At 50.6% G+C, this 24,662-nt stretch carries 23 protein-coding genes; 11 read left to right on the top strand and 12 right to left on the bottom strand.

All coding sequences use genetic code 11. The features are described 5' to 3' along the window. Positions 1-142 precede the first annotated feature (142 nt). The gene (gene tpx, locus ACINK7_RS17860) at positions 143-649 is read left to right on the top strand and encodes a thiol peroxidase (protein WP_404357355.1); all 507 of its coding nucleotides are present in this window, start codon (positions 143-145) and stop codon (positions 647-649) included. 17 nt (positions 650-666) lie between these two features. Here tpx and ACINK7_RS17855 read toward each other — a convergent pair whose 3' ends face one another. Then, on the bottom strand, positions 667-1,722 hold the full coding sequence (locus ACINK7_RS17855; protein WP_404357354.1) for a hypothetical protein: 1,056 nt from the start codon (positions 1,720-1,722) through the stop codon (positions 667-669). A 111-nt stretch (positions 1,723-1,833) separates the two neighbouring features. Here ACINK7_RS17855 and ACINK7_RS17850 point away from each other — a divergent pair, with 111 nt between their 5' ends. From ACINK7_RS17850 to ACINK7_RS17835, 4 genes are all read left to right on the top strand, one after another. Continuing rightward, positions 1,834-2,424 (top strand): hypothetical protein, encoded by a 591-nt coding sequence (locus tag ACINK7_RS17850; protein WP_404357352.1) that lies wholly within the window; start codon positions 1,834-1,836, stop codon positions 2,422-2,424. Then, complete coding sequence (locus tag ACINK7_RS17845; RefSeq protein WP_404357350.1) at positions 2,421-2,912, top strand: hypothetical protein; 492 nt, start codon at positions 2,421-2,423, stop codon at positions 2,910-2,912. The genes ACINK7_RS17850 and ACINK7_RS17845 overlap by 4 nt, the downstream gene beginning before the upstream one ends. 61 nt (positions 2,913-2,973) lie before the next feature. Next, entirely contained in the window at positions 2,974-4,341 is a 1,368-nt protein-coding gene (gene cpsG, locus ACINK7_RS17840; RefSeq protein WP_404357348.1) for a phosphomannomutase CpsG, read from the top strand. Between the two features lie 12 nt (positions 4,342-4,353). Continuing rightward, a complete protein-coding gene (locus ACINK7_RS17835; protein WP_404357346.1) occupies positions 4,354-4,944 on the top strand; it encodes a Uma2 family endonuclease in 591 nt (196 codons plus the stop codon). An 808-nt stretch (positions 4,945-5,752) separates the two neighbouring features. On the opposite strand, the gene ACINK7_RS17830 is transcribed toward ACINK7_RS17835, so the two are convergent. From ACINK7_RS17830 to ACINK7_RS17815, 4 genes are all read right to left on the bottom strand, one after another. Further along, a complete protein-coding gene (locus ACINK7_RS17830) occupies positions 5,753-7,426 on the bottom strand; it encodes a formate--tetrahydrofolate ligase (RefSeq protein ID WP_404357344.1) in 1,674 nt (557 codons plus the stop codon). A gap of 31 nt (positions 7,427-7,457) precedes the next feature. Continuing rightward, positions 7,458-8,711, bottom strand: coding sequence for a serine hydroxymethyltransferase (gene glyA, locus ACINK7_RS17825; RefSeq protein ID WP_404357343.1), 1,254 nt, complete (start codon positions 8,709-8,711; stop codon positions 7,458-7,460). 125 nt (positions 8,712-8,836) lie between these two features. Then, positions 8,837-10,219, bottom strand: a complete 1,383-nt coding sequence (locus tag ACINK7_RS17820) for a glycerate kinase (protein WP_404357341.1) — start codon at positions 10,217-10,219, stop codon at positions 8,837-8,839. Positions 10,220-10,243: 24 nt separating this feature from the next. Further along, positions 10,244-11,101 carry an NADP-dependent methylenetetrahydromethanopterin/methylenetetrahydrofolate dehydrogenase gene (locus tag ACINK7_RS17815; RefSeq protein ID WP_404357339.1) on the bottom strand — a complete coding sequence of 286 codons (858 nt, stop codon included), beginning with the start codon at positions 11,099-11,101 and terminating at the stop codon, positions 10,244-10,246. Positions 11,102-11,365: 264 nt separating this feature from the next. Here ACINK7_RS17815 and ACINK7_RS17810 point away from each other — a divergent pair, with 264 nt between their 5' ends. Next, positions 11,366-12,349: a malate dehydrogenase gene (locus ACINK7_RS17810; protein ID WP_404357338.1), complete on the top strand. Its 984-nt coding sequence runs from the start codon at positions 11,366-11,368 to the stop codon at positions 12,347-12,349. Between the two features lie 199 nt (positions 12,350-12,548). Here ACINK7_RS17810 and ACINK7_RS17805 read toward each other — a convergent pair whose 3' ends face one another. The 7 genes from ACINK7_RS17805 to ACINK7_RS17775 form a co-directional block, all read right to left on the bottom strand. After that, the gene (locus tag ACINK7_RS17805) at positions 12,549-13,520 is read right to left on the bottom strand and encodes a 2-hydroxyacid dehydrogenase (RefSeq protein ID WP_404357336.1); all 972 of its coding nucleotides are present in this window, start codon (positions 13,518-13,520) and stop codon (positions 12,549-12,551) included. Positions 13,521-13,760: 240 nt separating this feature from the next. Then, the gene (locus ACINK7_RS17800) at positions 13,761-14,069 is read right to left on the bottom strand and encodes a hypothetical protein (RefSeq protein ID WP_404357335.1); all 309 of its coding nucleotides are present in this window, start codon (positions 14,067-14,069) and stop codon (positions 13,761-13,763) included. A 520-nt stretch (positions 14,070-14,589) separates the two neighbouring features. Beyond that, a complete protein-coding gene (locus tag ACINK7_RS17795) occupies positions 14,590-15,309 on the bottom strand; it encodes a multicopper oxidase domain-containing protein (RefSeq protein ID WP_404357333.1) in 720 nt (239 codons plus the stop codon). Then, a complete protein-coding gene (locus ACINK7_RS17790; protein WP_404357331.1) occupies positions 15,306-16,934 on the bottom strand; it encodes a multicopper oxidase domain-containing protein in 1,629 nt (542 codons plus the stop codon). The genes ACINK7_RS17795 and ACINK7_RS17790 overlap by 4 nt, the downstream gene beginning before the upstream one ends. A 44-nt stretch (positions 16,935-16,978) precedes the next feature. Further along, positions 16,979-17,578 (bottom strand): DUF502 domain-containing protein, encoded by a 600-nt coding sequence (locus tag ACINK7_RS17785; RefSeq protein ID WP_404357329.1) that lies wholly within the window; start codon positions 17,576-17,578, stop codon positions 16,979-16,981. A 558-nt stretch (positions 17,579-18,136) separates the two neighbouring features. Continuing rightward, the gene (gene rsgA / locus ACINK7_RS17780) at positions 18,137-19,021 is read right to left on the bottom strand and encodes a ribosome small subunit-dependent GTPase A (RefSeq protein ID WP_404357327.1); all 885 of its coding nucleotides are present in this window, start codon (positions 19,019-19,021) and stop codon (positions 18,137-18,139) included. Next, positions 19,018-20,271, bottom strand: coding sequence for a M48 family metallopeptidase (locus tag ACINK7_RS17775; protein WP_404357325.1), 1,254 nt, complete (start codon positions 20,269-20,271; stop codon positions 19,018-19,020). The genes rsgA and ACINK7_RS17775 overlap by 4 nt, the downstream gene beginning before the upstream one ends. A gap of 86 nt (positions 20,272-20,357) precedes the next feature. Here ACINK7_RS17775 and orn point away from each other — a divergent pair, with 86 nt between their 5' ends. The 5 genes from orn (at position 20,358) to ACINK7_RS17750 (ending at position 24,374) form a co-directional block, all read left to right on the top strand. Further along, positions 20,358-20,903: an oligoribonuclease gene (gene orn / locus ACINK7_RS17770; protein ID WP_341325763.1), complete on the top strand. Its 546-nt coding sequence runs from the start codon at positions 20,358-20,360 to the stop codon at positions 20,901-20,903. Next, a complete protein-coding gene (gene crcB, locus ACINK7_RS17765) occupies positions 20,903-21,613 on the top strand; it encodes a fluoride efflux transporter CrcB (RefSeq protein WP_404357323.1) in 711 nt (236 codons plus the stop codon). The genes orn and crcB overlap by 1 nt, the downstream gene beginning before the upstream one ends. Further along, on the top strand, positions 21,610-21,927 hold the full coding sequence (locus ACINK7_RS17760) for a DUF190 domain-containing protein (protein WP_404357321.1): 318 nt from the start codon (positions 21,610-21,612) through the stop codon (positions 21,925-21,927). Before crcB ends, ACINK7_RS17760 begins: the two co-directional genes overlap by 4 nt. A 173-nt stretch (positions 21,928-22,100) precedes the next feature. Next, positions 22,101-23,375 carry a serine--tRNA ligase gene (serS, locus tag ACINK7_RS17755; protein WP_404357319.1) on the top strand — a complete coding sequence of 425 codons (1,275 nt, stop codon included), beginning with the start codon at positions 22,101-22,103 and terminating at the stop codon, positions 23,373-23,375. Positions 23,376-23,561: 186 nt separating this feature from the next. Further along, positions 23,562-24,374, top strand: coding sequence for a substrate-binding domain-containing protein (locus ACINK7_RS17750; RefSeq protein WP_404357318.1), 813 nt, complete (start codon positions 23,562-23,564; stop codon positions 24,372-24,374). Positions 24,375-24,662 lie beyond the last annotated feature (288 nt).

The raw sequence follows: 24,662 nt of genomic DNA, 5'->3' as shown, positions 1-24,662 counted from the left end.
GCGACTGATTGCCATGGATGGCATGAATGCAGATTTTGCAGGAGCAAAAATCTGCCCTGCCGCCGACGCCTGCCGGTCGAGCAACCGCACCCGCTTCGGTTCGCGTACTTTCACAGTAAATTTTAAAGTCAGGACTTAAACAATGGCTACGATTAAATTTCAAGGTAAACCGGTCAACACTTGTGGCGAGCTTCCGGCGGTCGGATCCAAGGCGCCCGATTTTACGCTGGTCAATGGAAAACTCGCGGAAGTGTCTTTAGCTAGCTATTCAGGCAAGAAGAAATGCCTGAATATCGTGCCCAGTTTGGATACGCCGACTTGTGCCGCGTCCGCAAGAAAATTCAATCAAAAAGCGGCGAGTTTGGAAAACGGCGTCGTGTTGGTCGTTTCGGCCGATTTGCCGTTTGCTCAAGCGCGTTTTTGTCAGACGGAAGGCGCCAGGGATATTGTGCCGTTATCGACGTTTCGTTCGAGTTTCGCGCGCGATTATGGCGTGGAATTGGTCGGCAGCGTGTTGGCCGGTTTGACAGCCAGAGCGATCGTGGTCATTGACGAGCAGGATCGGGTCGTTTATACCGAGCTGGTGCCGGAATTGGCCGACGAGCCCGATTATGAGTCGGCGCTAGCAGCGATGCATGAAATAGACTAAAAATAATCCCGCATCCTTTACACCGCTAGGTCTATTTGTTGAACGGTGCCGATACGGCCGGTTTCGCTAAGGTAAATGCTCGATGTCAAAACCCGCCCGTCGAGGCGGTTTTGAGCATTTTTAAGTTCGAAGGAGGTTTCGGTATTGCCCAGATAAATCGCGCCGATATTTTTTTCGGCTAAGGTGTAGAGCTTGTCATTGCCTTTGGTATCCTTGGTCCAGATGCGCAAACGCTCATAAACCGCGTCGTTTTCATCTATCCATTGGTTGCCGTCCAGGTCGTGCGTGGCCAGTTCGGCGAAACCGTTACCGGTTGCGGGCCCGAACAATTCACTGCCGTTGTTGATGATGCCGTCGCTATTTCGGTCGAGCGCTAAAAAGCCACTACCGTGACCGACGAATGAAATTTGTTCGGCGCTGCCTTTCGATGTCAAGTCGAAACTGAATTTCATGTCGGTCAACTTTGCGGCTTCCGCGTCGAAATTGATCACCAAAGGATCTTTCATAACGGCGTCGCCCATTCGTAGGCTGAGCGAATTTTCTTCGTAATATTCGCGGCTCATGACCAGATTAAGATCGAAAGCGATTTCTTTGCCGTCTGTCGTTTTGATGAGTCCCTTGGCCGAAAATGCGCTGTGCTCGGCTTCGTAATAAGTTTCTCGGCGCTCATATTCCAAGCCGAATCCGGCTGGGCGATTGGCATTAGGCGCGTTGGCGGGATTTGTGGTCTCAGAATCCATGGGCGGGCTCGCTTCGAAGGCTTCCAGGCGGCTAAGCCGGATTTCTTTGCCGGTCAGTGCCTCTATCATGCGTTTAATGATTTGATAGCGCGGTTCGTGTTCGAGTGCCTTGTCCGGATCTATTTCGGCTTGTTGAGTTTCGGCGGCAGCTTTGCCTTCAGAGCTGAGCGTTACCCGGTCGGCCGGCATGGGATTGATTGCCGTTTGAGTTTGTGAATCTAGGCTATCCGGACGCCGATTGCCGACCCAAAAGTTCAGGGATTCTTGCACCGAGTACTGTTTAATCGATGTCTGTTGCGCGTTTAGCTGGATATTGGATTGTTCGATTTTCATCGCTCTATCCTTAAAGATCGGGAATGTTAATTTATTTTATCGGCGGGAATTGGCGAAGCTTGAGCATAAGGGTAAGCTATGGTTATTTAATAAGTTAATTCGGAGTGATCGATGAATCCTAAAGTACTTGCTGTCATGATGATCGTGTTCGCTAGTTTGGCGGCATGTACGGCCGAACCGGTCCGAGATGCGGTGGATGAAGAAATTGATGCGTTTACTGTTTATCAAGCTGATCCGATAGACGTGTCCGAAGAGGTTCCTTCGCCGACGCATGTTAAAGGAGGCCGGGAGTTGAGTTTGGTTAGAGTCATGGAAGGCGGTGTCTGCAAAAACGAGCGGGAAGGCGTGGAAGGGCTGTTTTTGCTTTATGCCGATACAGACGATGTGGAGCGCATCAAAATAACGGAAGGGGCGCAAATTTTCGGCGATTTTGAACGTGAAATAGAAGCGATCGCTGCGATGGCCTTACAAGAGACGCTCAAAGGCATCTATCTTGGCGGCGATTCGATATTTCCCGATAGCCCGACCAGTCAGCAAAACATGCTTAATGAGTTCGAATTGCAATTCGTGGATACGATCGAGAGCGCGATCGATGATTTTCAACAAAAAACCACGCTGACGATCGATATTTTGCCTTTTCTTCCGTCATTATATTTCTACAGTGAAGGCTGCGAATTAGGTCATGATGAAACCGGGGAATGAAATCGTCATATATTGTACAGGCCATCATCAAGCAGTGGGATAAGAGCCGGCTAAGCGAGACGGATTTTCTGGAACGGGCCGCGATGCCGGACCGCTATCCTGTCGTTTCGCCGAAAGCTATTGATATGGGGCGGCAGCGTTTGTTATTGGACCTTCATGGCGGCGATGAATATAGAAAAATCGATTGTTCGCTCTTTGATGAGTCTTTGATTTGCGACCGCTTATTGTTGAATCCGAATGATGGCAATGCCTTTTATTTGGGTACGCCGAATCAAAATCGTCCGCTGCAGCGGCTCGGAAAACCGGCGGACGGTAATTGGCTGCAATGCCGATACAATTGGCGTTATCGCGTGCATCGCGACGGTTGGTTTTACTGGCTTTATGAAGAAGTCATTTTGAATGTCGCCTTGACCGAAGCATTGAAAGAAACAATTTTTATCGATAGTCCGCCTTCTTCGGTTTTTGAAGACTTCGCGCTAGGTCGATAACAATAGCGTAAGTCGTTTTAGCAATATTCACTTTAGTTTTAAATTAGCCAATCAAATCATCATGGAAAAACTCACTTGTTTTAAAGCTTACGACATACGCGGTCAACTGGGTACCGAGCTCAACGAAGATATCGCCTATCGAATCGGCCGCGCCTGCGGCGAATATCTGAGGGCCAAGACGATTGCGGTCGGCGGCGACGTGCGGCTGACTTCCGAATCGCTCAAGGCCGCATTGGCCGCAGGCTTGATGGACGCCGGAGTCGATGTGATCGACATCGGTATGGCCGGCACCGAGGAGATCTATTACGCGGCTCAGGCGCTGGACATACAAGGCGCGATAGAGGTAACAGCGAGCCATAATCCGATGGATTATAACGGCATGAAATTGGTGCGCGAGCATGCCAAACCGATCAGCGGCGATACCGGACTGAAGGAAATCCAAGGCCTCGCCGAGCAAAATGATTTCGGGTCGGTCGTCAAGAAAGGCTCAATGACTCATCGTTCGATACTGTCGGGCTATGTCGATCATTTGATGACATACATCGATTTGCAGAATTTGACGCCGATCAAGTTGGTCGTCAATGCCGGCAACGGTGCGGCCGGGCATGTGGTCGATGCGTTGGAAGAGCGCTTCAAAGCCGCCGGCGCGCCGATCGAGTTCGTCAAGATTCATCACGAACCGGATGGTCGTTTTCCGAACGGCATTCCGAATCCGCTCTTGCCTGAGTGCCGCGCCGATACCGCGAATGCCGTCATCGAACACGGGGCCGATATCGGTATCGCTTGGGACGGCGATTTCGATCGCTGTTTTCTGTTCGATGAAAAGGGGCAGTTCATCGAGGGCTATTACATTGTCGGGCTGTTGGCCGAGGCTTTTCTACAGAAAAACCCCGGCGCGAAGATCATTCACGACCCGCGATTGACTTGGAATACGGTCGATGTCGTGACCACGGCGGGCGGCGTTCCGGTGCTGTCGAAGACCGGCCATGCCTTCATCAAGGAACGCATGCGGCTCGAAGATGCCGTTTACGGGGGAGAGATGAGCGCGCATCATTACTTTCGCGATTTCGCTTATTGCGATAGCGGCATGATTCCGTGGCTGTTGGTCGCGGAGTTGTTGTGCGTCAAAAAAATCCGCCTTTCCGAAGCGGTCGCGCAGCGTATCGAAGCGTATCCGTCGTCCGGTGAGATCAACTCGAAACTAACCGACCCGGCCGGTTCGATCGCGCGGGTCAGGGCGGCTTATGAAGCCGACGCGCTTGCCGTCGATGAAACCGATGGGATCAGTCTGGAGTTTGACAAGTGGCGTTTCAATTTGCGATCCTCGAACACCGAGCCGGTCGTCCGGCTCAATGTCGAATCGCGCGGGGATATTGCGTTGATGCGGCAAAAAACCGAGGAGATTTTGAGGCTATTAAGGCGTGAATAATGAGGAATGTTTATGAGTATGATCGCAAAGAAGCCGGATTATGTAATCAGTGTCGAGGATTATTTGGAAGGCGAGTTAATCGCCGAAACCAAGCATGAGCTAATCGACGGCGCTGTCTATGCGATGGTTGGTACGAGCGGGAATCATGATCGCATTGCCGGCAATGTTTATTCAGAGCTGAGGAGTCATTTAAAAAATCTTCCCTGCGAACCGTTCGGTTCGGATATGAAGGTTCGGGTCGATTCGAATTTTTTCTATCCCGATGTGATCGTCGACTGCCATTTCGACGAGTCGGAGCCTTATTATACCGAAACGCCGATTATCATTGTCGAAGTGTTGTCGAAGACGACGCGCCGAAACGACAAGACCGTCAAACTAGCTAATTATCTTTCGATACCGACTCTGCAAGAATATGTGATGATCGAGCAGGATTATGTCGACGTCGAGGTGCTGAGACGGTCCGAAGGATGGGTTTCGAAACATTATTATCTGGGAGACGATGTGACTTTCGAGGCGATCGATTTGACGCTCCCGGTCGAAGTCATTTATCAGCGGGTTCATAACGAGGAGATGCTGGCATTTTTGGCGGCTAAATCCGAGTAGGTGGCTCTCCCGAGGCCCCGTATTACTCTCTTTCCCAAGCTGGAGCTCTCGTCTTTATACACAAGTATAAATACCTATTGTGCAAAAGTAGCGACCGAGCCCTAAATTGTTGTGTTGTCCGGAAAGGCTATTGGTGTTTGAGCGTTATTGGCTTCGATAGTCGCGACGAAGGCGTCGCTCCCACAAAGAGCGGCGGACGCTCTGTGGGAGCGATCCCCTGATCGCGATCTCGAGGCCGAGAGTGTTAAGTAACAATAAATGGTATCGAGGTCTCATTGGTTAAGGTTGCAAAAGGGTCATTTTTGACTTATGTATAACGATGAGAGCTGGAGCTTGGGTAATAGCACAAGCATGTAGCCCGTATGCAGCGAAGCGGAATACGGGAATGGCGTGGCTCCGAACTCCCCGGATTGCGCTGCGCTCCATCCGGGCTACGCTGCTGTGTCAATATATCGTTAAGCCGCTCTTTCCCAAGCTCCAGCTTGGGAAACACATCCCGGAAGCTCCAGCTTCCTGAGACCGAAACAACCGCCGCACATTCTCAATCACCCCCGGCTTGCTCGCTTAATCTTTCTTGATTATCGGGAAGCTAGAGCTTCCTGAACAGGTTACCCAAGCTGGAGCTTGGGTAACAGCATATTTTTCTGGGTTAACCTCTTGGGTGAGCGCAAGTTCTATACAAACGTATAAGAAGTTATTGAATTAACTTCTTATTCTTCATGGTGAAATGTTTTTTCTAAGGTAAAAGCTTGCTTGAGAATGTGAACGCAGGCGTATGAGGGGCACGTCATACACCTGACGATTCAAATTAAAACAATCCGGTAATCACGCCTTCGTCGGTGATGTCGATGCGTTCGGCGGCCGGAACTTTCGGCAAACCGGGCATTGTCATCATGTCGCCGGCGATTGCGACGATGAAGCCCGCACCGTTGGCAAGCCTGACTTCGCTGATTTCGACCGTGTGTCCGGAAGGCGCGCCTCTCTCGTTCGGGTTGGTCGAGAACGACATTTGCGTTTTGGCCATGCAAACCGGAAATTTGCCGTAGTTTTGTTGCAGCGTTTTGATTTCGGCTTTAACTTTCGGGCTTGCGGTGATGCCGATTGCGCCATAAAGTTTGGTCGCTATCGTTTCGATCTTATCCCACAGCGGTAGCTCTTCGTCATAGACATAAGTGAAGCCGGGCTCGCGGTTGTCGACGACGGCAAGCACTTCTTGTGCCAATTCTTCCGCACCGGCGCCGCCTTGCGCCCAATGTTTCGAGACCACGCATTTCGCGCCGAGCGCCTCGCATTTGTCTTTGAGCAACGCGATTTCGGCGTCGGTGTCGAAGGTGAAATGATTGATGCAGATTACGCAAGGCAAGCCGTAATGGCGTTGGATATTGTCGAGATGGCGCTCCAGGTTGGTGAAACCTTTTTGCAGAGCGTCGATGTTTTCTTGGTTTAACTCTTCTTTCGCGACGCCGCCGTGGAATTTCAACGCGCGTACCGTCGCGACTAACACGACTGCCGACGGTTTCAGGCCGGACATGCGGCATTTGATGTCGAGAAACTTCTCGGCGCCTAGGTCGGCACCGAAACCGGCTTCGGTCACGACATAATCGGCCAGTTTCAACGCGGTCTTGGTTGCGGTGACGGTGTTGCAACCATGTGCGATATTTGCGAATGGGCCGCCGTGAATGATCGCGATATTGTTTTCAAGCGTTTGCACAAGATTTGGCTTGATGGCTTCTTTCAATAATGCGGCCATTGCACCTTGCGCATTGAGATCGCTCGCATAAACCGGCGTGACTCGGTCGGACTTGTAACCGATGACGATTCGGCCGAGGCGTTCTTTTAAGTCGACGCGGCTTGTCGCCAGGCACAAAATCGCCATGATTTCGGAGGCGACGACGATGTCGTATCCGTCTTCGCGCAGATAGCCGTTAGCCGGGCCGCCCATGCCGACCGTGATCTTGCGCAACGCTCGGTCGTTCATGTCGACGACGCGTTTCCATTGAATCCGGCGCGAATCGATGTCTAGCGCGTTACCGTGATTGATATGGTTATCGATCAATGCCGATAAAAGATTGTGTGCGACGCCGATTGCATGAAAATCGCCGGTAAAATGTAGATTAATGTCTTCCATCGGCACGACTTGCGAGTAGCCGCCGCCGGCCGCGCCGCCTTTGACGCCGAAACAAGGCCCGAGCGATGGTTCGCGCAGACACATGATCGCCGAATTGCCGAGCCGGTTGATCGCATCGCCTAAGCCTACCGTGGTCGTAGTCTTGCCTTCGCCGGCCGGAGTCGGGCTGATCGCGGTGACGAGAATCAATTTGCCGTCTTCGCGGTCGGTCAAGTTATTGACGTATTCGAGCGATAATTTGGCCTTATAGTGACCGTATGGATCTAAATGCTCGGCCGGAATGCCGAATTTTTCGCCGGCCAGGTCGATAATCGGCCGCATTTGGGCTTGTTGGGCGATTGCTATGTCTGACATGAATGTTTTCCTGTTTTTAATGTGTCCTCTATTAGCCATAAACCGGAAAGCGCGAGCACAAGATGGAGACTTTGTCGCGCACCGCTGAAATAACCGATTCGTTATCGATGTTTTCCATCACGTCGCACATCAAATGCGCGATTTCGGTCATTTGCGCTTCTTTGAATCCGCGCGTGGTAGGGGCCGGGGTGCCGACACGGATGCCGCTGGTCACGAACGGCGACTCGGGATCGTTAGGCACGGCGTTTTTATTTACCGTGATATGTGCACGTCCCAGCGCCGCATCGGCGGCTTTGCCGGTGATGCCTTTCGGGATTAATGAAACCAACATCAAATGATTGTCGGTACCGCCGGAAACGACGTCGAATCCACGATCGATGAAGACTTCGGCCATCGCCTTGGCATTGTTGATGACTTGTTGCTGGTAGGTCTTGAATTCGGTTTCCATCGCTTCTTTGAACGCGACCGCTTTTGCAGCGATGATATGCATAGCCGGGCCACCTTGAATGCCGGGAAAGATGCTAGAGTCGAATTTTTTCTCGATTTCCGGGTTGCTTTTACACAGAATCAACCCGCCGCGTGGGCCGCGCAAGGACTTGTGCGTCGTGCTGGTGACGACGTCAGCGATTGGCACCGGATTCGGGTATAAACCGGCCGCGACTAATCCGGCGACATGAGCCATATCGACCAGTAAATAGGCGCCGACTTTATCGGCGATCTCGCGGAAGCGCTGCCAATCCCAGATTCGCGAATAGGCCGAGAAGCCGGCGACGATGATTTTCGGTTTATGCTCGATCGCCAAGGCTTCGACCTGATCATAATCGATCAAGCCCGTATCCGGGTGTAGCCCGTATTGCACCGCATTGTAGATTTTGCCGGAGAAATTCGGTTTGGCGCCGTGCGTTAAATGGCCGCCGTCGGCGAGGCTTAGGCCCAGTATCGTATCGCCCGGCTGTATCAATGCCATGAATACCGCCATGTTGGCCTGCGACCCGGAATGGGCTTGTACATTCGCATAATCGGCGCCGAATAGTTCTTTGGCGCGATCGATTGCGAGTTGCTCGACCTTATCGACATATTCGCAACCGCCGTAATAGCGTTTGCCGGGATAGCCTTCCGCGTATTTATTGGTCAGCAGCGTGCCTTGGGCCTCCATGACGCGCGGACTGGTGTAGTTTTCCGAGGCGATCAGTTCTATATGGTCTTCCTGACGGCGGCGCTCTTCTTCCAGTGCCTGAAACAATTCATTATCGTAACCTGCAATCGTTTGCGATTTAGTAAACATTAATATCTCCTAAAAATTTATAGTTTTTTTGCATTTCAACAACGGTTTTATCGGCGATCCCGAGAGGAGAAGGTCAAAATGCCGTCAGTGATTTTCGGTGAGTATAGAGTAATGAATAATCGAAGTTAAGGCCGGAGCAGTAATACTTGTAAATCGGCGACATTGGTGCCGGTCGCACCGGTTATCAGTAAATCGTTTGAAGCCTGAAGCGCGCGGTAAGAGTCATTGTCTTGTAGTCTTGCGCCAGGGTCGATTCCGGCGGCGCGCATACGCGCAAGCGATTGCGGATCGATCAGAGCACCGGCCGCATCGGTCGGGCCGTCGCGGCCGTCGGTGCCGCCACTTAAAAATACCCAATTACCTTGCAATGCTAATCGTTCGGCGGCCAACGAAAAGGCTAGTCCCATCTCTTGATTGCGGCCGCCGAGGCCTTGCCCCGTTAAAGTTACCGTGGTTTCGCCGCCTGCCAGAAGTGCGATGGGTCTGTTTAAGCCGCTATCGAGCAGAGATTTCGCATAAGAGGCCAGCTTGAAGGCTTCGTCTTTCGCTTCGCCGTTAAGATGTTCCGAATAGACTCGAACGTCGTAATCCAATTGTGATGCGGCTTTAACGACGGCTTTCAAGCTGATCGTATTGCTGCCAATCAGCGTGTGGCCGGCGTTATTGAAAAGCTCGTCGTCGGTTTTCGGCGTTTCCGGGATATTGCCGGCGGTGCCTTGTTGTAAAACGTATTTGACCGAATCCGGAATGCTTTCCCAAATACCCTTCTCGCGCAAAATAGCGACAGCGTCGTCGAAACGTGTCTCGTCCGGCACGGTCGGCCCGCTTGCGATAGCGCTTAGATCGTCGCCCAGTACATCGGAAAGAATCAATGCGTGCAGGTCGGCCGGAGCCGCGAAGCGCGCTAGTCCGCCGCCTTTGATCATGGAAAGATGCTTGCGCACACAATTGACTTGGTTGATTGTCGCGCCGCAAGCAAGCAGTGATGCAGTCGTTTGCGCTTTTTCTTCGAGCGTTATCGGAGGGCGCGGATAAGGTAGGAGAGCAGATCCGCCGCCGCTAATTAATACTAGCGCCAACTCGCCCGATTGAGCGTTGGTGATTCTGTCGGTAATTAGTCGGGAGCCTTGCAGTCCTGCTTCGTCGGGAATCGGGTGGCCGGCGCCGATAACTTTAAAGCCGGGAATCTGGGCGGCATTCTCGTAATTGGTAACGATGGTGCCATCGCCGGCCAATAGCGATTCCGGAATAATGTCTCGGGCGGCTTTTGCCATGTTGCATGCGGCTTTGCCGAACGCGATCACATGGATCTTCGGCCAATGTCCGGTGCGTTTCGGCGCGTTGTCGTTCGGCGTTTTGTTCTTTGTTGATAGTGCGATTTCAAGTCGAAGCCCGTCTGTGGATAGGCTGCGTTGAACCGCAAGGTACGGATCGGCGGCATCAATGCCGGCTTGGAATAGTTCTGCGGCCTCTTTTCTGAGCGCTTGTTGAGTGGCGGGTTGGCTCATGTGTTTCAGCGGTGCAAGAGGCTTTTAAGCCATTTCCTTGGCGAATGCGAAAATTTGTTCGGCATCCAGTACTTGCGTATTAGTTTCGAACAGTTTGGCGATGCAGGCACGGTGCAAAGCGAGTTTGAATGCGCCGAAACCGATGGCTCCCCATACGATTTTGCCGTGGCGTTCGTTGCCTTTATCCATCATATCGATGCCGCCGATGCCGATCGGGGGCGTGGCATTCGCATCGGCCAATAATTCGAGTCGATCATTATTTTGCCAATGTTCGGCTTTGAGTAATTCGACGCCTGCCGCGCCAGCCGCAAATACGATTTGGGCGTTTTCAATTGCACTGCCGCGTGCGTCTTGATCGACGGCTTCGATAGGCGTCAGTTCGACACCGAAACGTTCACGCATTGTTTGGCAGGCGTGTTCCGCTCGTATCATTTCCCTAGAAGTTAACGAGACTTTGCAGCCTTCTTGAGCCAGCATGACTGCGACGCGTTGGCCGACCGGGCCGGTGCCTGCCAAAACAACCGCTTTTTTGCCTTTTAGTTCGCTGCTTGACGCCAGTTTCGCGACGCCTGCCGCGGCGGTAGTATTGCTGCCGTTGCTATCGAGCATGATCGAGACTTGAAAACCGGGAAAAAAATGTTTTTGTACGGCCGAAAACAATTGTTGACCAGCCAGCATATCGCTACCGCCGACAAAAATGGCGGTATTTTTTTTGTCTTTCGGTGCTCGGGTAAAGATCGTGCCTTCGACCAAGGGTGCGATAGTGTCGGGTGTTAATCCGCCATGCCCGATGACATGGTCGGCGCCACCGTCATAAGCGACAATCGTATCGAAAGCTGAAGGGCGCGGATCAGTGTCGAATTGGAATAACAGTTTTTTCATGGGTCACGTAAGATCGATAATGGCGATAGCGATTAGCGTATACAAAACGAGGCAGTATACCTTATTTAACTATACGCTGTCTCTCCATTGCTCCGGGGCGATTTCTACAGGCTTGCAGGGGGGGGCGGTTATTCGTTATCATTCAGTTTGACGTTGCCAGTAGGGCCGGCATAATTGCATCATGTGAGTGCTATTTTCGCTGTGTTTCAAAGGCTTGCCATTTGAACTCCGCATTCAGACAATAATAAATAATTAGGAAAACAAATGAAAACGCCAGTTAAAATTGCCGTTACAGGTGCCGCGGGACAGATTAGTTATTCCTTATTGTTTCGCTTGGCTAGCGGAGAACTATTAGGCCCCGATCAGCCAATGATTTTTCATTTGTTGGAAACGCCTCAGGCATTAGCATTAGGTGCATTGAATGGCGTGGTAATGGAGCTTAACGATTGCGCCTATCCGTTACTGCATAAAATTGTCACGACCGATGATCCTGAAGTCGCTTTCAAAGATGTCGATTACGCATTTCTGATCGGTGCGAGTCCGCGTAAGCCTGGGATGGAGCGCAAGGACTTGTTGGCAATCAATGCCCAGATTTTTTCTGTGCAGGGTCAAGCCCTTAGTAAGGTTGCCAGTCGTGATGTTAAAGTGCTAGTAACAGGTAATCCGGCAAATACCAATGCGTTGATAACAATCAGTAATGCCCCTGATTTAAGTCCGGAGAATTTTTCGGCGATGATGATGCTCGATCATAAGCGTGCGACTTTTCAACTTGCCGATAAGTGCGGCGTACTGTCCAACGACATCAAAAATATTATCATTTGGGGTAATCATTCGGCAGGGCAGTATCCGGATCTTCATCATGCCAAAGTCAAAGGGCAGGATGCTTTATCGCTGGTAGACTGGGATTGGTTTGTCGACAAATTTATTCCAACCGTGCAACAGCGCGGAGCGGTGGTCATTCAAGCTGTTGGTCGATCCAGTGCGGCTTCTGCGGCCAATGCCGCGTTAAATTTGATGCGCACCTGGGTGTTTGGGACCGATGAAGGTAATTGGATCAGCATGGCAGTTCCGTCTGACGGCAGTTACGGCATTGAAAAGGGTTTGGTTTATTCATTTCCGGTTGAGGTTAAAAACGGAGAAATCAGTATTGTCCAAGGATTGGAAATTAGTGATTTCAGCCGAGAAAAAATGCGCAAGTCCGAAGCCGAGTTGAAAGAAGAACGCGAAGCGGTTAAGCATTTGCTCTAATGCGGTGGCTTTCTGATTCCCACGGTCCTCCGTGGGGCCCATACTTTGGCTGCCGAGGCAAGACCGGTATGCATTCCCACGCTGAAGCGGTGGGAATAAGGACGCCGAGATAATCGGGGCAAACCGAAATGTTGGGAACAGATTGAATAATCCGTCCCGCGAGGGGGCTGAATATCGGCAGTCTTTAGCCGCAGCCGGGTTAAGCCACCCTGTCTTCAGGTCCCCGTCCTTCGAAAAACGCGGCCAAATTAGCCAGCACTTTTTCTCCCATCGCGGTGCGCGTACTAAGTGTTGCGCTACCTAGGTGCGGCAACAGCGTGGCGTTTTCAAGCGTCAAAAATTCGGGGTCGATATTCGGCTCGCCTTCATAGACATCCAGACCGGCGCCGGCAATTCTCTTATCTCGTAATGCCTCGATTAAAGCCTTGCTATCGACCACATCGCCGCGCGCAGTGTTGATCAAATGAGCGCTCGGTTTCATCAAGCGAATCATCTTGTCGTCGATCAGATGTCGGGTGCCGGGCCCGCCCGGGCAATGCAGCGAGATATAATCGGCGCTTCTCATGACATCCTCGACCGTGTCGCATCGGGTCGCTTGGAGTTCTTCGATCACGGATGGATCTGGCGCGCTCGGATTGAAAAAGACGATCCTCATGCCGAAGCCATGATGGGCTTTGCGTGCGGTTGCGATTGCGATGCGGCCGAAGCCGATCAATCCTAGCGTTGCGCCGGTCACGTCGCTGCTCAGCATGTGTGTAGGACACCATCCTTGCCATTTGCCGGCTCGGACGAGGCGGTCGCCCTCCGCGCCGCGCCGTGCAGACATCAGCAATAAAGTCATTGCGATATCGGCGGTACTCTGTGTCAATACGCCCGGTGTATTGGTAACGACGAGACCATTATCTTTCGCGGCGACGATATCGATATGGTTGTAGCCGACTCCGAAATTGCCAAGAATTTTGCAGCGTTTGTTAGACGCATTTAATACCTCGGCGGGTAGCGAGTCGCAAACCGTGGGGCAGACGGCGTCGTAGTTTTGCAAGGCCGATTTCAATTCGTCGGGTGTCAAGGGGCGATCGTCTTCGTTGAGCGAGACGTCGTATAATTGTTTGAGTTTGGTTTCGACCGAGGCGGGCCATTTACGGGTAATCAAAACTTTGGGTTTGTTCATCGGTTTGTTTCTATTAGGGTTGGTGTAGTGCTGACAGCCATTAAGCATTTAGTTATAAAATAACTTCGCAGTTTGAGCAGTTTCGACGATCTTGGGGCGTGGGGTATGCCTGTCGAGGAACGCCATTTAAATTATCCAAGACAATTAATCCTAGCCACAATGGGGAAACAGCGCAACGTTATCCTAAAGTAAAGCGTATCGCAGCGACCATAAGCCCTGTGCAGCTAACGATAAAACCGATCAGCCATAAAAAGTGGCGGTCATGGCGCTTGAGCATCTCGTCGAAACGTTTATCGATTTGCTCGAACGTTTATCGACTTGTTCAAAGCGCTTATCCAACTGCTGTTGCATGGCTTCAAAGCGTTTATCCATTTGCTCAAAGCCATGCATCATCAGTTCGCGTTGATGCTTTAGCTCTTCTTCCACCCGCACGATCCGTTCGCGCAGCTCTATTTCATAAACCATCGGCGGTTTGCCGAGGCTTTGTTCAGCTAACCATTCGCTAAGATGGCTTTTGATAAATTCAATATCACTTTCCGCTAAAGCCATTTTTTGGTACCTAAAACATCACGATGGTTTGATTATAACAAAAGAGAGTCTTATACAAAGGCGTTGGTTCGGATTAGGCGTTAACCGAAAAAATTGGTTTAAGCATTGAAGAGAAAAGTATGGGTACGTTGTGCGAGAGGGTTTTTTTCTTCGTTCCCGCCGCTCCAGCAAAGGAATGATAAATGTTTCGAATGTGGCCACAAAGTAAGCCGATATGTTTGGGACAAGCTAAAACGTTGGAGACGGGTTAAATGCCACGTTTCTAGTGTGCTCGGCATGGGCTGAAACTTGTTATCTGAAAGGAGATAACCGGAAGTGGTAACGACAACCTTAGCGAAACGCAAGGGAGGTATGGGGTGTAGCTAGCGAGGATGTTGGCAGCAGGGCTTGCTGCCGTCAAGCCCCCATGGATGGGTGCACGGCGGTTCTCGATAGATGCATCCCATGCCTTTTATTCTTAGACGGTTTTTCAATCAAAAGGGAGTATTACCGCATACATAGCTTTTCAAATTGGCTAGATTCAAGCGTTATCCTTAGTAGATAGCTTTTTTGCTTGTAAGCGTTTGTTTAACCAAACGCCGCCAATAATCGGTGCGGCCAATCCTATGGTTAGCGAAACGATCAAGGCAATCCAGGTCGTTTGGCTCCATGCTACCGGATACACATCCGGTGTGATTGGTTCGCTGATGCCGGGAATGCTCGGCAGGTCGCCGTCTCCACCATCCACTTTCAATTGCGCCTTCATGCCTTTTTCCATGTGCTGCGGTATTTCGCAGTGCACCAGATAGGTTTTAGGCCTCGACGGAACGATCAGCGAGGCTTGTAATTCTCCTTGGCCGTACAGTTCCAAATGCACCATGCCGTCCGGGTATAGATAACCGGGCAGGCCGTGAATCATCATTTGATGTCGGATTTGGTCGTCGTTGATGAAGGTGATGTTGATTCGGCTGCACGGTTTAACATCCCATTCTTGCCCGTCGAACGCAAACATCTTGCCGGGAAATTTTTGCGCATGCTCATGGCCTGCGCGGATCACGATATCGATATCCTCGGAAATTTCCTTACAGTCGCGCGGAAGATTGTCGGCATTGGCATTCATGATCATGCCGGTTTCATCCATCATCATATTGCCGTGTTTCATCATTGCCGTGCTGGGAGGGCTGGCCGCCGCCAACAAAAGCAAGCATAACGACGCGCTTGATAGCTTTTGAATCCGGGGAATGAAATTTTGTCGGGTCATTGTGAGAGTTTCCTGTTAAGCGCAACGACAATAAAAATAATCAGTCCGAGCAATAAACCTACTGCGAGACCGAAGCCGGCGATGCGAACATAATCCGGCGCGAGCATGCCGGCTTCGCCAAGTGCGTCGCCATATTTTCCGCTGCCCCAGACCGGCAGTTTCTTCTCGTAATAATTTTTAGTGAAAACCTGGTCGAACATTTCGTCATGCATGTGCGGCATGCCTTGGGCGTCGAGCAAATGCCGGTAAGCTAGAATAGACATATTGCCGCCAGGTTCCAGGCCGTCGGTGGTCGTGCCGGTCACGACATGGTCGTGAAACATCCACAAGCCCGGGCCGTAACTATGCAGCCCGTCGTTTTTGGTGTACAGATCGAGGTCGAGGCGTTGTGCCGGAGCAATGTCGAAAACGTCGCGGGTGATTTGCGAGCCTTCCGGCGCCTTGACGCCGTCATAAGCCATGATGGTCGCTTTATGGCCATGGAAATGAATCGCGGCGGCCGAGCGCTGCGCATTGACTAGATTGAGCTTGATATGTTCGTTTTCCTCGGCGACGATGATGCCGTCTCGAAGCGTGTATGGAAACGAGCGGCCGTTCAGCAAGAAATAATTTTCGAACGACTCGGTCATGTTGTATTCGCGGTTCATGCGTTGTGCGATCAGTCTGGGGTCGTTCGCGCCCTGCACGATGCTAGCGAGCCGCTTGTCGATCGATTGATAGACCAGGTCGTATTCCCGGTTGAATTTTTCTTTGATCGCAACCGAGGGGTGTCGCACATGGCCGGCACCGATATTGAAGGTTTGCAGCCAATTGTTAGGCCGGTTTTCCTCGACGATGATCATGCCGGTCAAGCCCATCATCATATGTTGCGCGGTTTGTACATGGCAGTGATAAATCATCGTGCCGGCATGACGGGTTTGAATTTCGTAAGTATGGTTTTGCCCCGGAAAGACCGGGTGTTCCTCGACGCCGTCGTTATCCTTGCCTTCGGAATTCAGCCAGGGATGATCGACGCCGTGCAGATGGATCGTATGCGGCAGATAATGGGTATTTTCTAAGGTGATGTAAACTTTATCGCCTTGCTCGACCCGAATCACCGGGGAGGGTGCGCGCAGAATCGGGTTTGCCACGAGCGAATTGAAATGTTTGACGCCCATGCCGACCATCTTGGGTGAGTAAACCCAAAGCCCCGGTTCGATGCCCGGTGCGATAGGGAAGGTGTTGATCAAGAATTCGCCGTCGGGGCTCTGGCCGTTCAGTTCGGTTACTTCCAGTTTGATGCGGATGACGTCCGGGTCGCCGTCGCCGTCGAGATCGTCGGCCTTGATCAACGCATCTTGGGCGAAATGGGTCTGCATCAAGGTGTGCATCGAGACGTTATTGGCGCCTTTGACCGAAACGGCGATATCGTAGGGGTTGTCCGGTTCGCACAAGGGCGATGCGGCGATTTCTAAACCGTCGATCTTTTGCGCATCGCGCCATTCGGGCTGTTCGTTCGAACAGGGTTTTTCGATGCCGCCGGTTTCATCGAGGCGATACGGAAGGGTCGCGGGCGGCTCTATCCCTGCAGGCTCATGCATTGCAGGTGGCGTCAGCCAGGCTAATGCCGGTTGAGCGCCGATCAAAAGGCTAAATAAAACAAAAAAGTGTCGATGCATAGTGATAGGGCTTATGGCGCGCTGATTTGGGTGAGTGCCGTAACTTCTTCGGGCTTGGCGTAGTCGACACCGACGCTGATGATGAAACTCGATACGGCCTCGATATCCATTTGCGAATTGACTACCTTCGATTTATGGACGATCACGGTAAAGCCCGAGGTCGGGTTTGGCGAAGTCGGGACATATAAAACATAATTGTCGCCTATACGGTTTGTAACATAGGCCGGCACCCACATGCCTTCCTTGGGATACTCGACATAAACAACCGCGCGGACCTGTGCATCTTCCTTGGTTAGAAATAATTTAAAGAGTTTTTGCGTGACGCGGTAAACGGTGCCGATGAAAGGAATGCGTAAAATCATTTTTTCCAAGTAATACAGTAAATGCGCTTTTTCCTGCTTGAGTAAGTAGCCGAAATAACCGAGTATCGCAAGCGCCGAAGCGAATAATGTGAAGGTCACGAATGGGTTTTCATAACGGCCATGGATAAGCAATATGAAATTGATCAGTAGACTTTGAACGTAAAATACAATTTGCAGAATAATGGCGATAGGAACGAAGCCGATGATGCCAATCAGTACATAATCCGCAAAGGTTCGTAGGTTTTTCATGATAATGGTCTCCTCGTTATTTTTATAGTGGCAGGTAGAGTGTGTCTTGTAAGAAATGGATTCACTCTAGAAAAAGCATTTCACCATGAAGGTCATGAAGAATAAGAGGTTAATTCAATGGCTTGTTCTGCCTATGCAAATCATTTTGCTCCCCTAAAAAGTGGTTGACATTTTAGGGCAAGTCGATGCGATACTTTATGTGCTTTATGGTTAAACTGTAGAGCTTGGGTTCACCGATTAATATACTCATCGTAGATGAAAATTCGGCCTCGAGGTGCCCGTCAAAGGACGCCGTAAATACGTCCGTGTAGGCTCTATGCCAGCTCCATGCTGGCAAAGCCTTTACCGAGCACCCCGAGGCCTCCTCCGGCACTGCCGAAATTTGAAGTGCGAAAGGTATAATCAATGATATAGACTCCACGTAATCTGAGTTCGGTTTGAGAAACCGGTCAGTATTAGGTAGCGCTACCTGAGGCCGTCTTAACCCTTCGGGGTATATTATACTGATATTGAATTAATTCAGGACAACGCCGAGAGGTTTCCGTTTTGATTGAAACGTCAAGAAGCTCGAGGCATTTTATCCCGGAGCTTTAAAAAACGTTGGTAGCGTGACATCGGAATGGTTCCTTGTTCGGCCGCTGCTCTGACCGCGCAATCCTTGTCATTGACATGGCGGCAATTATTGAAACGGCAGTGGTCGATTAATGGTTGAAATTCGCGGTAACCGTAAGCCAGTTGCGCTTCGGAGAGTCCGTCGAGTCCGAAAATGGCGACGCCGGGGCTGTCGATCAGATTGCCGCCGGACGGAAGATGATAAAGCGTCGCGGCGGTCGTTGTGTGCCGACCGTGTTTCGTGGTGGCGCTGATGGTATTGGTTTTTAGATCCTTGTCGGGAATCAGCGCATTGGTCAATGACGATTTGCCGACGCCGGACTGGCCGGTCAGAATGCTGGTTTGGTCTGTCAGTGCGAGTTTAAGCTGATCTAATCCGTGTCGGTGTGTGGCACTGACACGGAAAATCGAATAGCCTAGATTCTCATAGATAGCCAGTTCGTCGAGTAAGGCGGTCTGAGGATTCAGGTCGGTTTTGTTATAGACCAAGGCTGCATCGATATTGCGATTTTCGCAAATGGCCAAGTATTGATCGATCAGCAAAAAATCGCAATAAGGTTCGGGAGCGAAGACCACGAAAACGGTATCGATATTCGCGGCTACCGGCCTGACTTTGTCGTTCCTGGAGGGGCGCGTCAGGAGGGAGCGTCGTGGCAGAATCTCTTCGATACTGCCTTGATCGGGCGCCGAAAGTTGCCATAAAACTTTATCGCCGACCGTCACGGTTTCGAGCTTCCGTTTCGGTTGGCAAAGCACGGTTTTACCGTCGCTCTCGACGGCAATACCTTGACCTAAATGCGCGATGACGAGCCCTTCCTGAAGCGGGCTCATCCGTTTGCCGCAAGCTTGGTTTCCAGATGCGCGATGCGAATGGCAGCCGGTGGATGACTATAATGGAAGGCCGAATATAACGGGTCCGGTGTCAACGTGCTGGCATTTTCTTCGTAGAGCTTAACTAGACCGCTGATCATCTTATCGGCGCGAGCATTCGCGGCGGCAAAGTCGTCGGCTTCGAATTCGAATTTACGCTGAAAATATGCACTGATCGGCTGCATAAATGGCGTGAAAACCGGCGAAACCAACGTGAAAAGTAGCAAGGCAGCGGCGTTCGACGCTTCTGAAACGCCCAAGCCACTGAAAAACCAAGGCTTGTCGATCAACCATCCGAGAATGGCCAGGCTAATTAGACTCATGATCGAACTGGCGACCAACATTTTAATGACATGCTTACATTTGAAATGCCCCAGTTCGTGCGCCAGTACCGCTTCAAGTTCTTCTTCCTCGAGAGAATTAACTAAGGTATCGAAGAACACAATGCGTTTGTTGTTGCCAAGGCCTGTAAAATAAGCATTACCGTGTCCGGAGCGTTTCGAACCGTCCATGATGAAAATACCTTGGCTGTTGAAGCCGCAACGGGCTAGCAAGCCTTGTATGCGCCGTTTCAGCGATCCGTCTTCCATCGGTGTGAATTTATTGAACAGCGGGGCGATAACGGTCGGAAATAGCCAGCTCATCAATAGTGAAAAACTGATGAGAATGGCCCAGGCCCAAAGCCACCATAACGAGCCGATGCTGTCCATGACCCAAAGGATCAAGGCCAAAATCGGTAGTCCGATCGCCAACATCAAACCCAGTTGCAGTAACTGATCCTTAATGAATTGTTGCGGTGTGCTTTTATTGAAGCCGTATTTTTCTTCGATTACGAAGGTTTGATAAATATGCGTCGGGACTTCCACCAAGGTCATGAATAATATGATTGTTGCGACCGCGCCCAAACCGGTAAGCATCGGCGACAGTTCGAATCCGGACCATAGATTGAAAGCGTATTCGATGCCGCCGCCCAGCGTAATCAACAAGAGAAATACCAAGCCTATCAGGCTGTCAATCTTGCCGAGCTTGCCTTTATCTATCGTATAGTCGGCGGCTTTCTGATGGGCTTCGAGCGAGACTTTATCCTTGAAGGCATCGGGTACCGCCTCGCGGTGTTTCATAACATAATCCGATTGCCGCATGGACAGCCAAAATTGAATCGAATAGGAAACAATCAGCGCAAAAAGGAAGATAACGGTAAAAGTATTCATTATATAAAGCGTTAAGGTTGAGAAGTAGGCATACAGAGTAGCCAATGCTATAATTTCGCGCAACTTTAATCATACAGGGAATTAAAATGGAGCAAGTGTCATCTCGTCTGATTTGGATCGATCTCGAAATGACCGGTCTCGATCCGGATAACGATGCGATTATCGAGATTGCCACAATCGTTACCGACAAAGACCTTGAAATTCTAGCTAAAGGTCCGGTGTTGGCGATTTATCAAGATGAAAAAGTGCTGGCCAAGATGGACGAATGGAATCAAACGCATCATGGTCAATCCGGTTTGCTCGAGCGTGTACAAACATCGACTGTCGATGAAGCCGAAGCCGAACATCAAACCTTGGAGTTTTTAAAGCTATGGGTTCCCGAAGGCGTATCGCCGATGTGCGGTAATAGTATCGGCCAGGATCGGCGCTTTATGTATCGTTCGATGAAAAAACTCGAAGCTTATTTTCATTATCGTAATCTGGATGTGTCGACCCTGAAAGAACTTGCAGCCAGATGGGCGCCTACGGTCAAGGATGGTTTCGTCAAGAAAGAAGCGCACCGCGCCTTAGACGACATTGTCGAATCGATCGAAGAGCTCCGTTACTATCGGAAACATTTCATCAGGTATTAATGTTAAATCAAGTTATTGCGGTCGCCGTAGGCGGGGCTTGCGGTTCCGTGCTTCGATTTTTGGTGTCGACCGGCGTCTATCAATGGTTGGGGCGAGGCTTTCCGTACGGTACATTGGCGGTCAATGTAATGGGTTCCTTTTTGATGGGGCTGTTAGTCGAAGTATTGATACTGCAGCGCGTCGCGATGACCGTCGAATACCGTGCCGCGATTCTGGTCGGATTATTCGGGTCGTTTACGACCTTTTCGACGTTTTCTTTAGAAACCGTCTATTTAATCGAGCAAGGTAGTTTCGGCAAGGCCGCGTTGAATGTCGGCGTTAGCATCGCTGCGTGCCTGATTGCAGTCTGGGTCGGTCTGCTCGGCGGACGCTTATTGATGCTTTATTCGGGCGGCGTGATTCGGTCGATGGGTTGGGCGTTTCCGTATGCGATGGCAACGATCAATGCGCTTGGCGCCTTATTGATCGGTTTGGTGGCTTCGTTAATCGTCGAAAAAATTGCACTATCGCCTGAATACCGCGCTGCGGTAATGATCATCGGTGCCGGCGCGTTCGTGACTTTTTCGGGTTTGTATTTGATTCTATATTTAATTGAAGACGAGCATCCGCTCGACCTCAATGTGAATTGGATGCTAAGCGTTTTTTTGAGTAATGCGATTTTTTGCGGATTGGCGCTTTGGTCGGGTTATTGGATAGGGAAAAAGCTATGAAGTCGAAACCGGTAACAGTCGTTCGTATTTACGCATTGGAAGGCAAGGCAAGCTCGGGCGAAATCGTCGACATGTTGCACAATGAACAAGCGATTTCAGGCGTCAGTGTATTTCGAGCGATCGAAGGTTATGGAGAGAACCGGGAAATGCATACGACATCTCTGTTGGCGCTGTCAGTGGATTTGCCGGTGGTCGTCGAATTTTATGACGAGCCTGAAAAAGCCGAAAATGCGATCATCGCATTGCGGTCCCGGTTCGATTTGCCGCACATTGTCACCTGGCCGGCGGTCGCGCCTATCAGCGTAGATTCTTGATGTTCCATGATTTTAGAAATCTAGGATATACCTTTCGTACTTCAAATTTCGGCATTGTCAAAGGAGGCACTCCTGTGCCGAATTTTGATCTACGATGGGTATAATTATTCTATAAAAGCGTTCTTAGTACTCTTAGGAATACTTTTTTTATTACAAGGTAAAAAAAAGTCCAAATGTTAGACCCTCGTTTATTTAGATCCGATCTCGATTTTGTTCAACAGCAACTGATGCGCCGTGCGTTCGAATTCAATGCGGCCTTTTATTCCGAATTGGAGGCCAAGCGTAAGGCGATACAAGTCAAAACGCAGGACCTGCAAAACGACCGTAACAGCCGGTCGAAGTCGATCGGCAAGGCCAAAGCCAATGGCGAAGATATTCAGCCCTTGCTCGATCAGGTCCAACATTTAGGCGACCAGTTGAAAGCGGCGGAAACCGAGCTCAGCGACATCCAGTCCAAAATGACCGAATTGATGGAAGGGATTCCGAATATCTTAGACGATTCGGTGCCGGATGGCCGCGACGAGGAAAGTAACGTCGAAATTAGCCAATGGGGCGAGCCGACGCAATTCGATTTCGAAGCGAAGGATCATGTCGAATTGGGAGCGAAAGTCGGCGGCATGGACTTCGAATTGGGCGCGAAGATTGCCAGTGCGCGTTTTGTCGTATTGCAAGGACCGCTGGCGCGCTTGCAGCGGGCGCTTATTCAATTCATGCTCGATACGCATGTCAGCGAACATGGCTATACCGAAACCTATGTACCGTTTCTGGTCAATGCGCAGAGTTTGCGCGGTACCGGACAGTTACCGAAATTCGAGCAGGATTTATTCAAAGTCGGAAGCGAGCCGCCGTATTATTTGATCCCGACCGCCGAAGTGCCGGTCACCAATATTGTGCGCGACGAAATCGTTGACGCTAAGAATATGCCCTTGAAATTCGTTTGTCATACGCCGTGTTTTCGAAGTGAAGCAGGTGCTTACGGTAAAGACGTCAAAGGCATGATTCGTCAGCATCAATTCGAAAAGGTCGAGCTGGTGCAGATCGTTAAGCCTGAAGACTCCGAGGCTGCTCATGAAGAATTGACCGGGCATGCCGAAACGATTCTGAAAAAACTTAAACTGCCGTATCGTAAAGTGTTGTTGTGTGCCGGCGATACCGGTTTTTCATCGGCGAAAACCTATGACTTGGAAGTATGGTTGCCAGGGCAGGGCGTCTATCGGGAGATTTCTTCATGCAGCAATTTCAAAGATTTTCAGGCAAGGCGCTTGCAGGCACGTTGGCGCAATCCCGAAACCGGCAAACCGGAATTGGTTCATACGCTGAACGGTTCCGGGTTGGCTGCAGGAAGGACATTGATTGCGGTGATCGAAAATTATCAGGACGAGCAAGGGAGAATTCATGTGCCGGAAGTTCTGCGGCCTTATATCGGTGGCATTGATGTCATTGAGTAATGCTAGTGAATAATAGTTAGCAGTTAGCAGTTAGCAGTTAGCAGTGAATGGTGAATGGGCGGCTCTCGGAATCCTTTGTGGGAGCGATGCCTTCGTCGCGACTGATGAAGCCTAAGGCGTTTATCCCTCAAGCGGGGTGGGTTGAATGATTCGCCCCTTTTTCTTTGGATTGACTCAGTAAAAGCCATGAAAATGATCAAACTATTATTCATACTCAGTTGTTTACTGATAGCTGGCCATCTTCATGCCGAACCGATTCTTCGGATGTCTACAACTACCAGCACCGAACATTCGGGTTTGTTGTCGGTCTTGAATCCTGTTTTCGAAAAACGGTATGGCGTCAAGGTGCATGTGATTGCGGTCGGAACCGGCAAAGCCTTGAAGCTCGGTGAAAACGGCGATGTCGATTTGATGTTGGTGCATGCGCCCGAAGCGGAAATAGCTTTTGTTAATGCAGGCTATGGAGTCGATCGTGTGCCTGTGATGCATAATGATTTTGTCATCGTAGGTTCCAATGCCGATCCGGCTCGAGTCAGCGCTTCCGGATCGGTCAATGAAGCTTTTGCAAGAATAGCACGGAACCGGTCGGTATTTATTTCTCGTGGCGATGAGTCTGGTACGCATCTGAAAGAGAAGGAAATTTGGCGCGAGTTAAAAATCGAGCCTCAAGGATCTTGGTATATATCGACCGGACAAGGCATGGGCGCCGTATTGCAAATGGCCGATCAAAAACGAGCCTACGCCTTGACCGACCGGGGTACATTCATTTCCTACCAAGATAAAGTCGAAATCGGTATTGTTTTCGATAATGATCCGACGTTATTCAATCCGTATCATCTTATTGCCGTCAATCCCAAACGCTATTCCACCGCTCAATACATACTGGCTAGGCAATACATTGAATTCCTTACCGGCGAGCAAGGTCAAGCATTGATAGCTGGCTTCAAACTGTCGGGGCAGCAATTGTTTTATCCGGATGCCGTTAATGTGCGGCGATGAGTCGGATAAGCTTTTTTGAGGTAATTATTCCCCTCCTATCGTTCCCAATCTCCAGCGCGATGGTCAAATCACGCAATCGCCGGAGCTCTGTAGGGTACGCTGTGCGTACCATGGCGCCCCCTTCAATTTTAACCTAAGCCCTTATGGTTTGACTTGGGTAGGGTTTCGGACCTTAGGTACGCGCAGCGTACCCTACAATTTATGTGTAACGATGAGCGCAGAGCGCGGGAAGGAGACTTTTCGGGGGCTGAATAGTTACTGTTTGAGTAGTTGATTGCATTTTATGCG

The sequence above is a fragment of the Methylotuvimicrobium sp. KM1 genome (assembly GCF_044788715.1).
In the GTDB taxonomy this organism is placed as follows: Bacteria; Pseudomonadota; Gammaproteobacteria; order Methylococcales; family Methylomonadaceae; genus Methylotuvimicrobium.
Note: the sequence above shows the minus strand (reverse complement) of the source record. Positions and strands in the feature narration are given on the sequence as shown.

Coding starts and splice junctions, on each gene's coding strand:
- ACINK7_RS17805 (WP_404357336.1), bottom strand. CDS start 13,520: ATGAACAAACCCAAAGTTTTGATTACCCGTAAATGGCCCGCCTCGGTC.
- serS (WP_404357319.1), top strand. CDS start 22,101: ATGTTAGACCCTCGTTTATTTAGATCCGATCTCGATTTTGTTCAACAG.
- ACINK7_RS17855 (WP_404357354.1), bottom strand. CDS start 1,722: ATGAAAATCGAACAATCCAATATCCAGCTAAACGCGCAACAGACATCG.
- ACINK7_RS17810 (WP_404357338.1), top strand. CDS start 11,366: ATGAAAACGCCAGTTAAAATTGCCGTTACAGGTGCCGCGGGACAGATT.
- ACINK7_RS17845 (WP_404357350.1), top strand. CDS start 2,421: ATGAAATCGTCATATATTGTACAGGCCATCATCAAGCAGTGGGATAAG.
- ACINK7_RS17775 (WP_404357325.1), bottom strand. CDS start 20,271: ATGAATACTTTTACCGTTATCTTCCTTTTTGCGCTGATTGTTTCCTAT.
- ACINK7_RS17785 (WP_404357329.1), bottom strand. CDS start 17,578: ATGAAAAACCTACGAACCTTTGCGGATTATGTACTGATTGGCATCATC.
- rsgA (WP_404357327.1), bottom strand. CDS start 19,021: ATGAGCCCGCTTCAGGAAGGGCTCGTCATCGCGCATTTAGGTCAAGGT.
- ACINK7_RS17830 (WP_404357344.1), bottom strand. CDS start 7,426: ATGTCAGACATAGCAATCGCCCAACAAGCCCAAATGCGGCCGATTATC.
- crcB (WP_404357323.1), top strand. CDS start 20,903: ATGTTAAATCAAGTTATTGCGGTCGCCGTAGGCGGGGCTTGCGGTTCC.
- orn (WP_341325763.1), top strand. CDS start 20,358: ATGGAGCAAGTGTCATCTCGTCTGATTTGGATCGATCTCGAAATGACC.
- ACINK7_RS17800 (WP_404357335.1), bottom strand. CDS start 14,069: ATGGCTTTAGCGGAAAGTGATATTGAATTTATCAAAAGCCATCTTAGC.
- glyA (WP_404357343.1), bottom strand. CDS start 8,711: ATGTTTACTAAATCGCAAACGATTGCAGGTTACGATAATGAATTGTTT.
- ACINK7_RS17835 (WP_404357346.1), top strand. CDS start 4,354: ATGAGTATGATCGCAAAGAAGCCGGATTATGTAATCAGTGTCGAGGAT.
- ACINK7_RS17815 (WP_404357339.1), bottom strand. CDS start 11,101: ATGAAAAAACTGTTATTCCAATTCGACACTGATCCGCGCCCTTCAGCT.
- cpsG (WP_404357348.1), top strand. CDS start 2,974: ATGGAAAAACTCACTTGTTTTAAAGCTTACGACATACGCGGTCAACTG.
- ACINK7_RS17850 (WP_404357352.1), top strand. CDS start 1,834: ATGAATCCTAAAGTACTTGCTGTCATGATGATCGTGTTCGCTAGTTTG.
- ACINK7_RS17750 (WP_404357318.1), top strand. CDS start 23,562: ATGAAAATGATCAAACTATTATTCATACTCAGTTGTTTACTGATAGCT.
- ACINK7_RS17795 (WP_404357333.1), bottom strand. CDS start 15,309: ATGACCCGACAAAATTTCATTCCCCGGATTCAAAAGCTATCAAGCGCG.
- ACINK7_RS17820 (WP_404357341.1), bottom strand. CDS start 10,219: ATGAGCCAACCCGCCACTCAACAAGCGCTCAGAAAAGAGGCCGCAGAA.
- ACINK7_RS17760 (WP_404357321.1), top strand. CDS start 21,610: ATGAAGTCGAAACCGGTAACAGTCGTTCGTATTTACGCATTGGAAGGC.
- tpx (WP_404357355.1), top strand. CDS start 143: ATGGCTACGATTAAATTTCAAGGTAAACCGGTCAACACTTGTGGCGAG.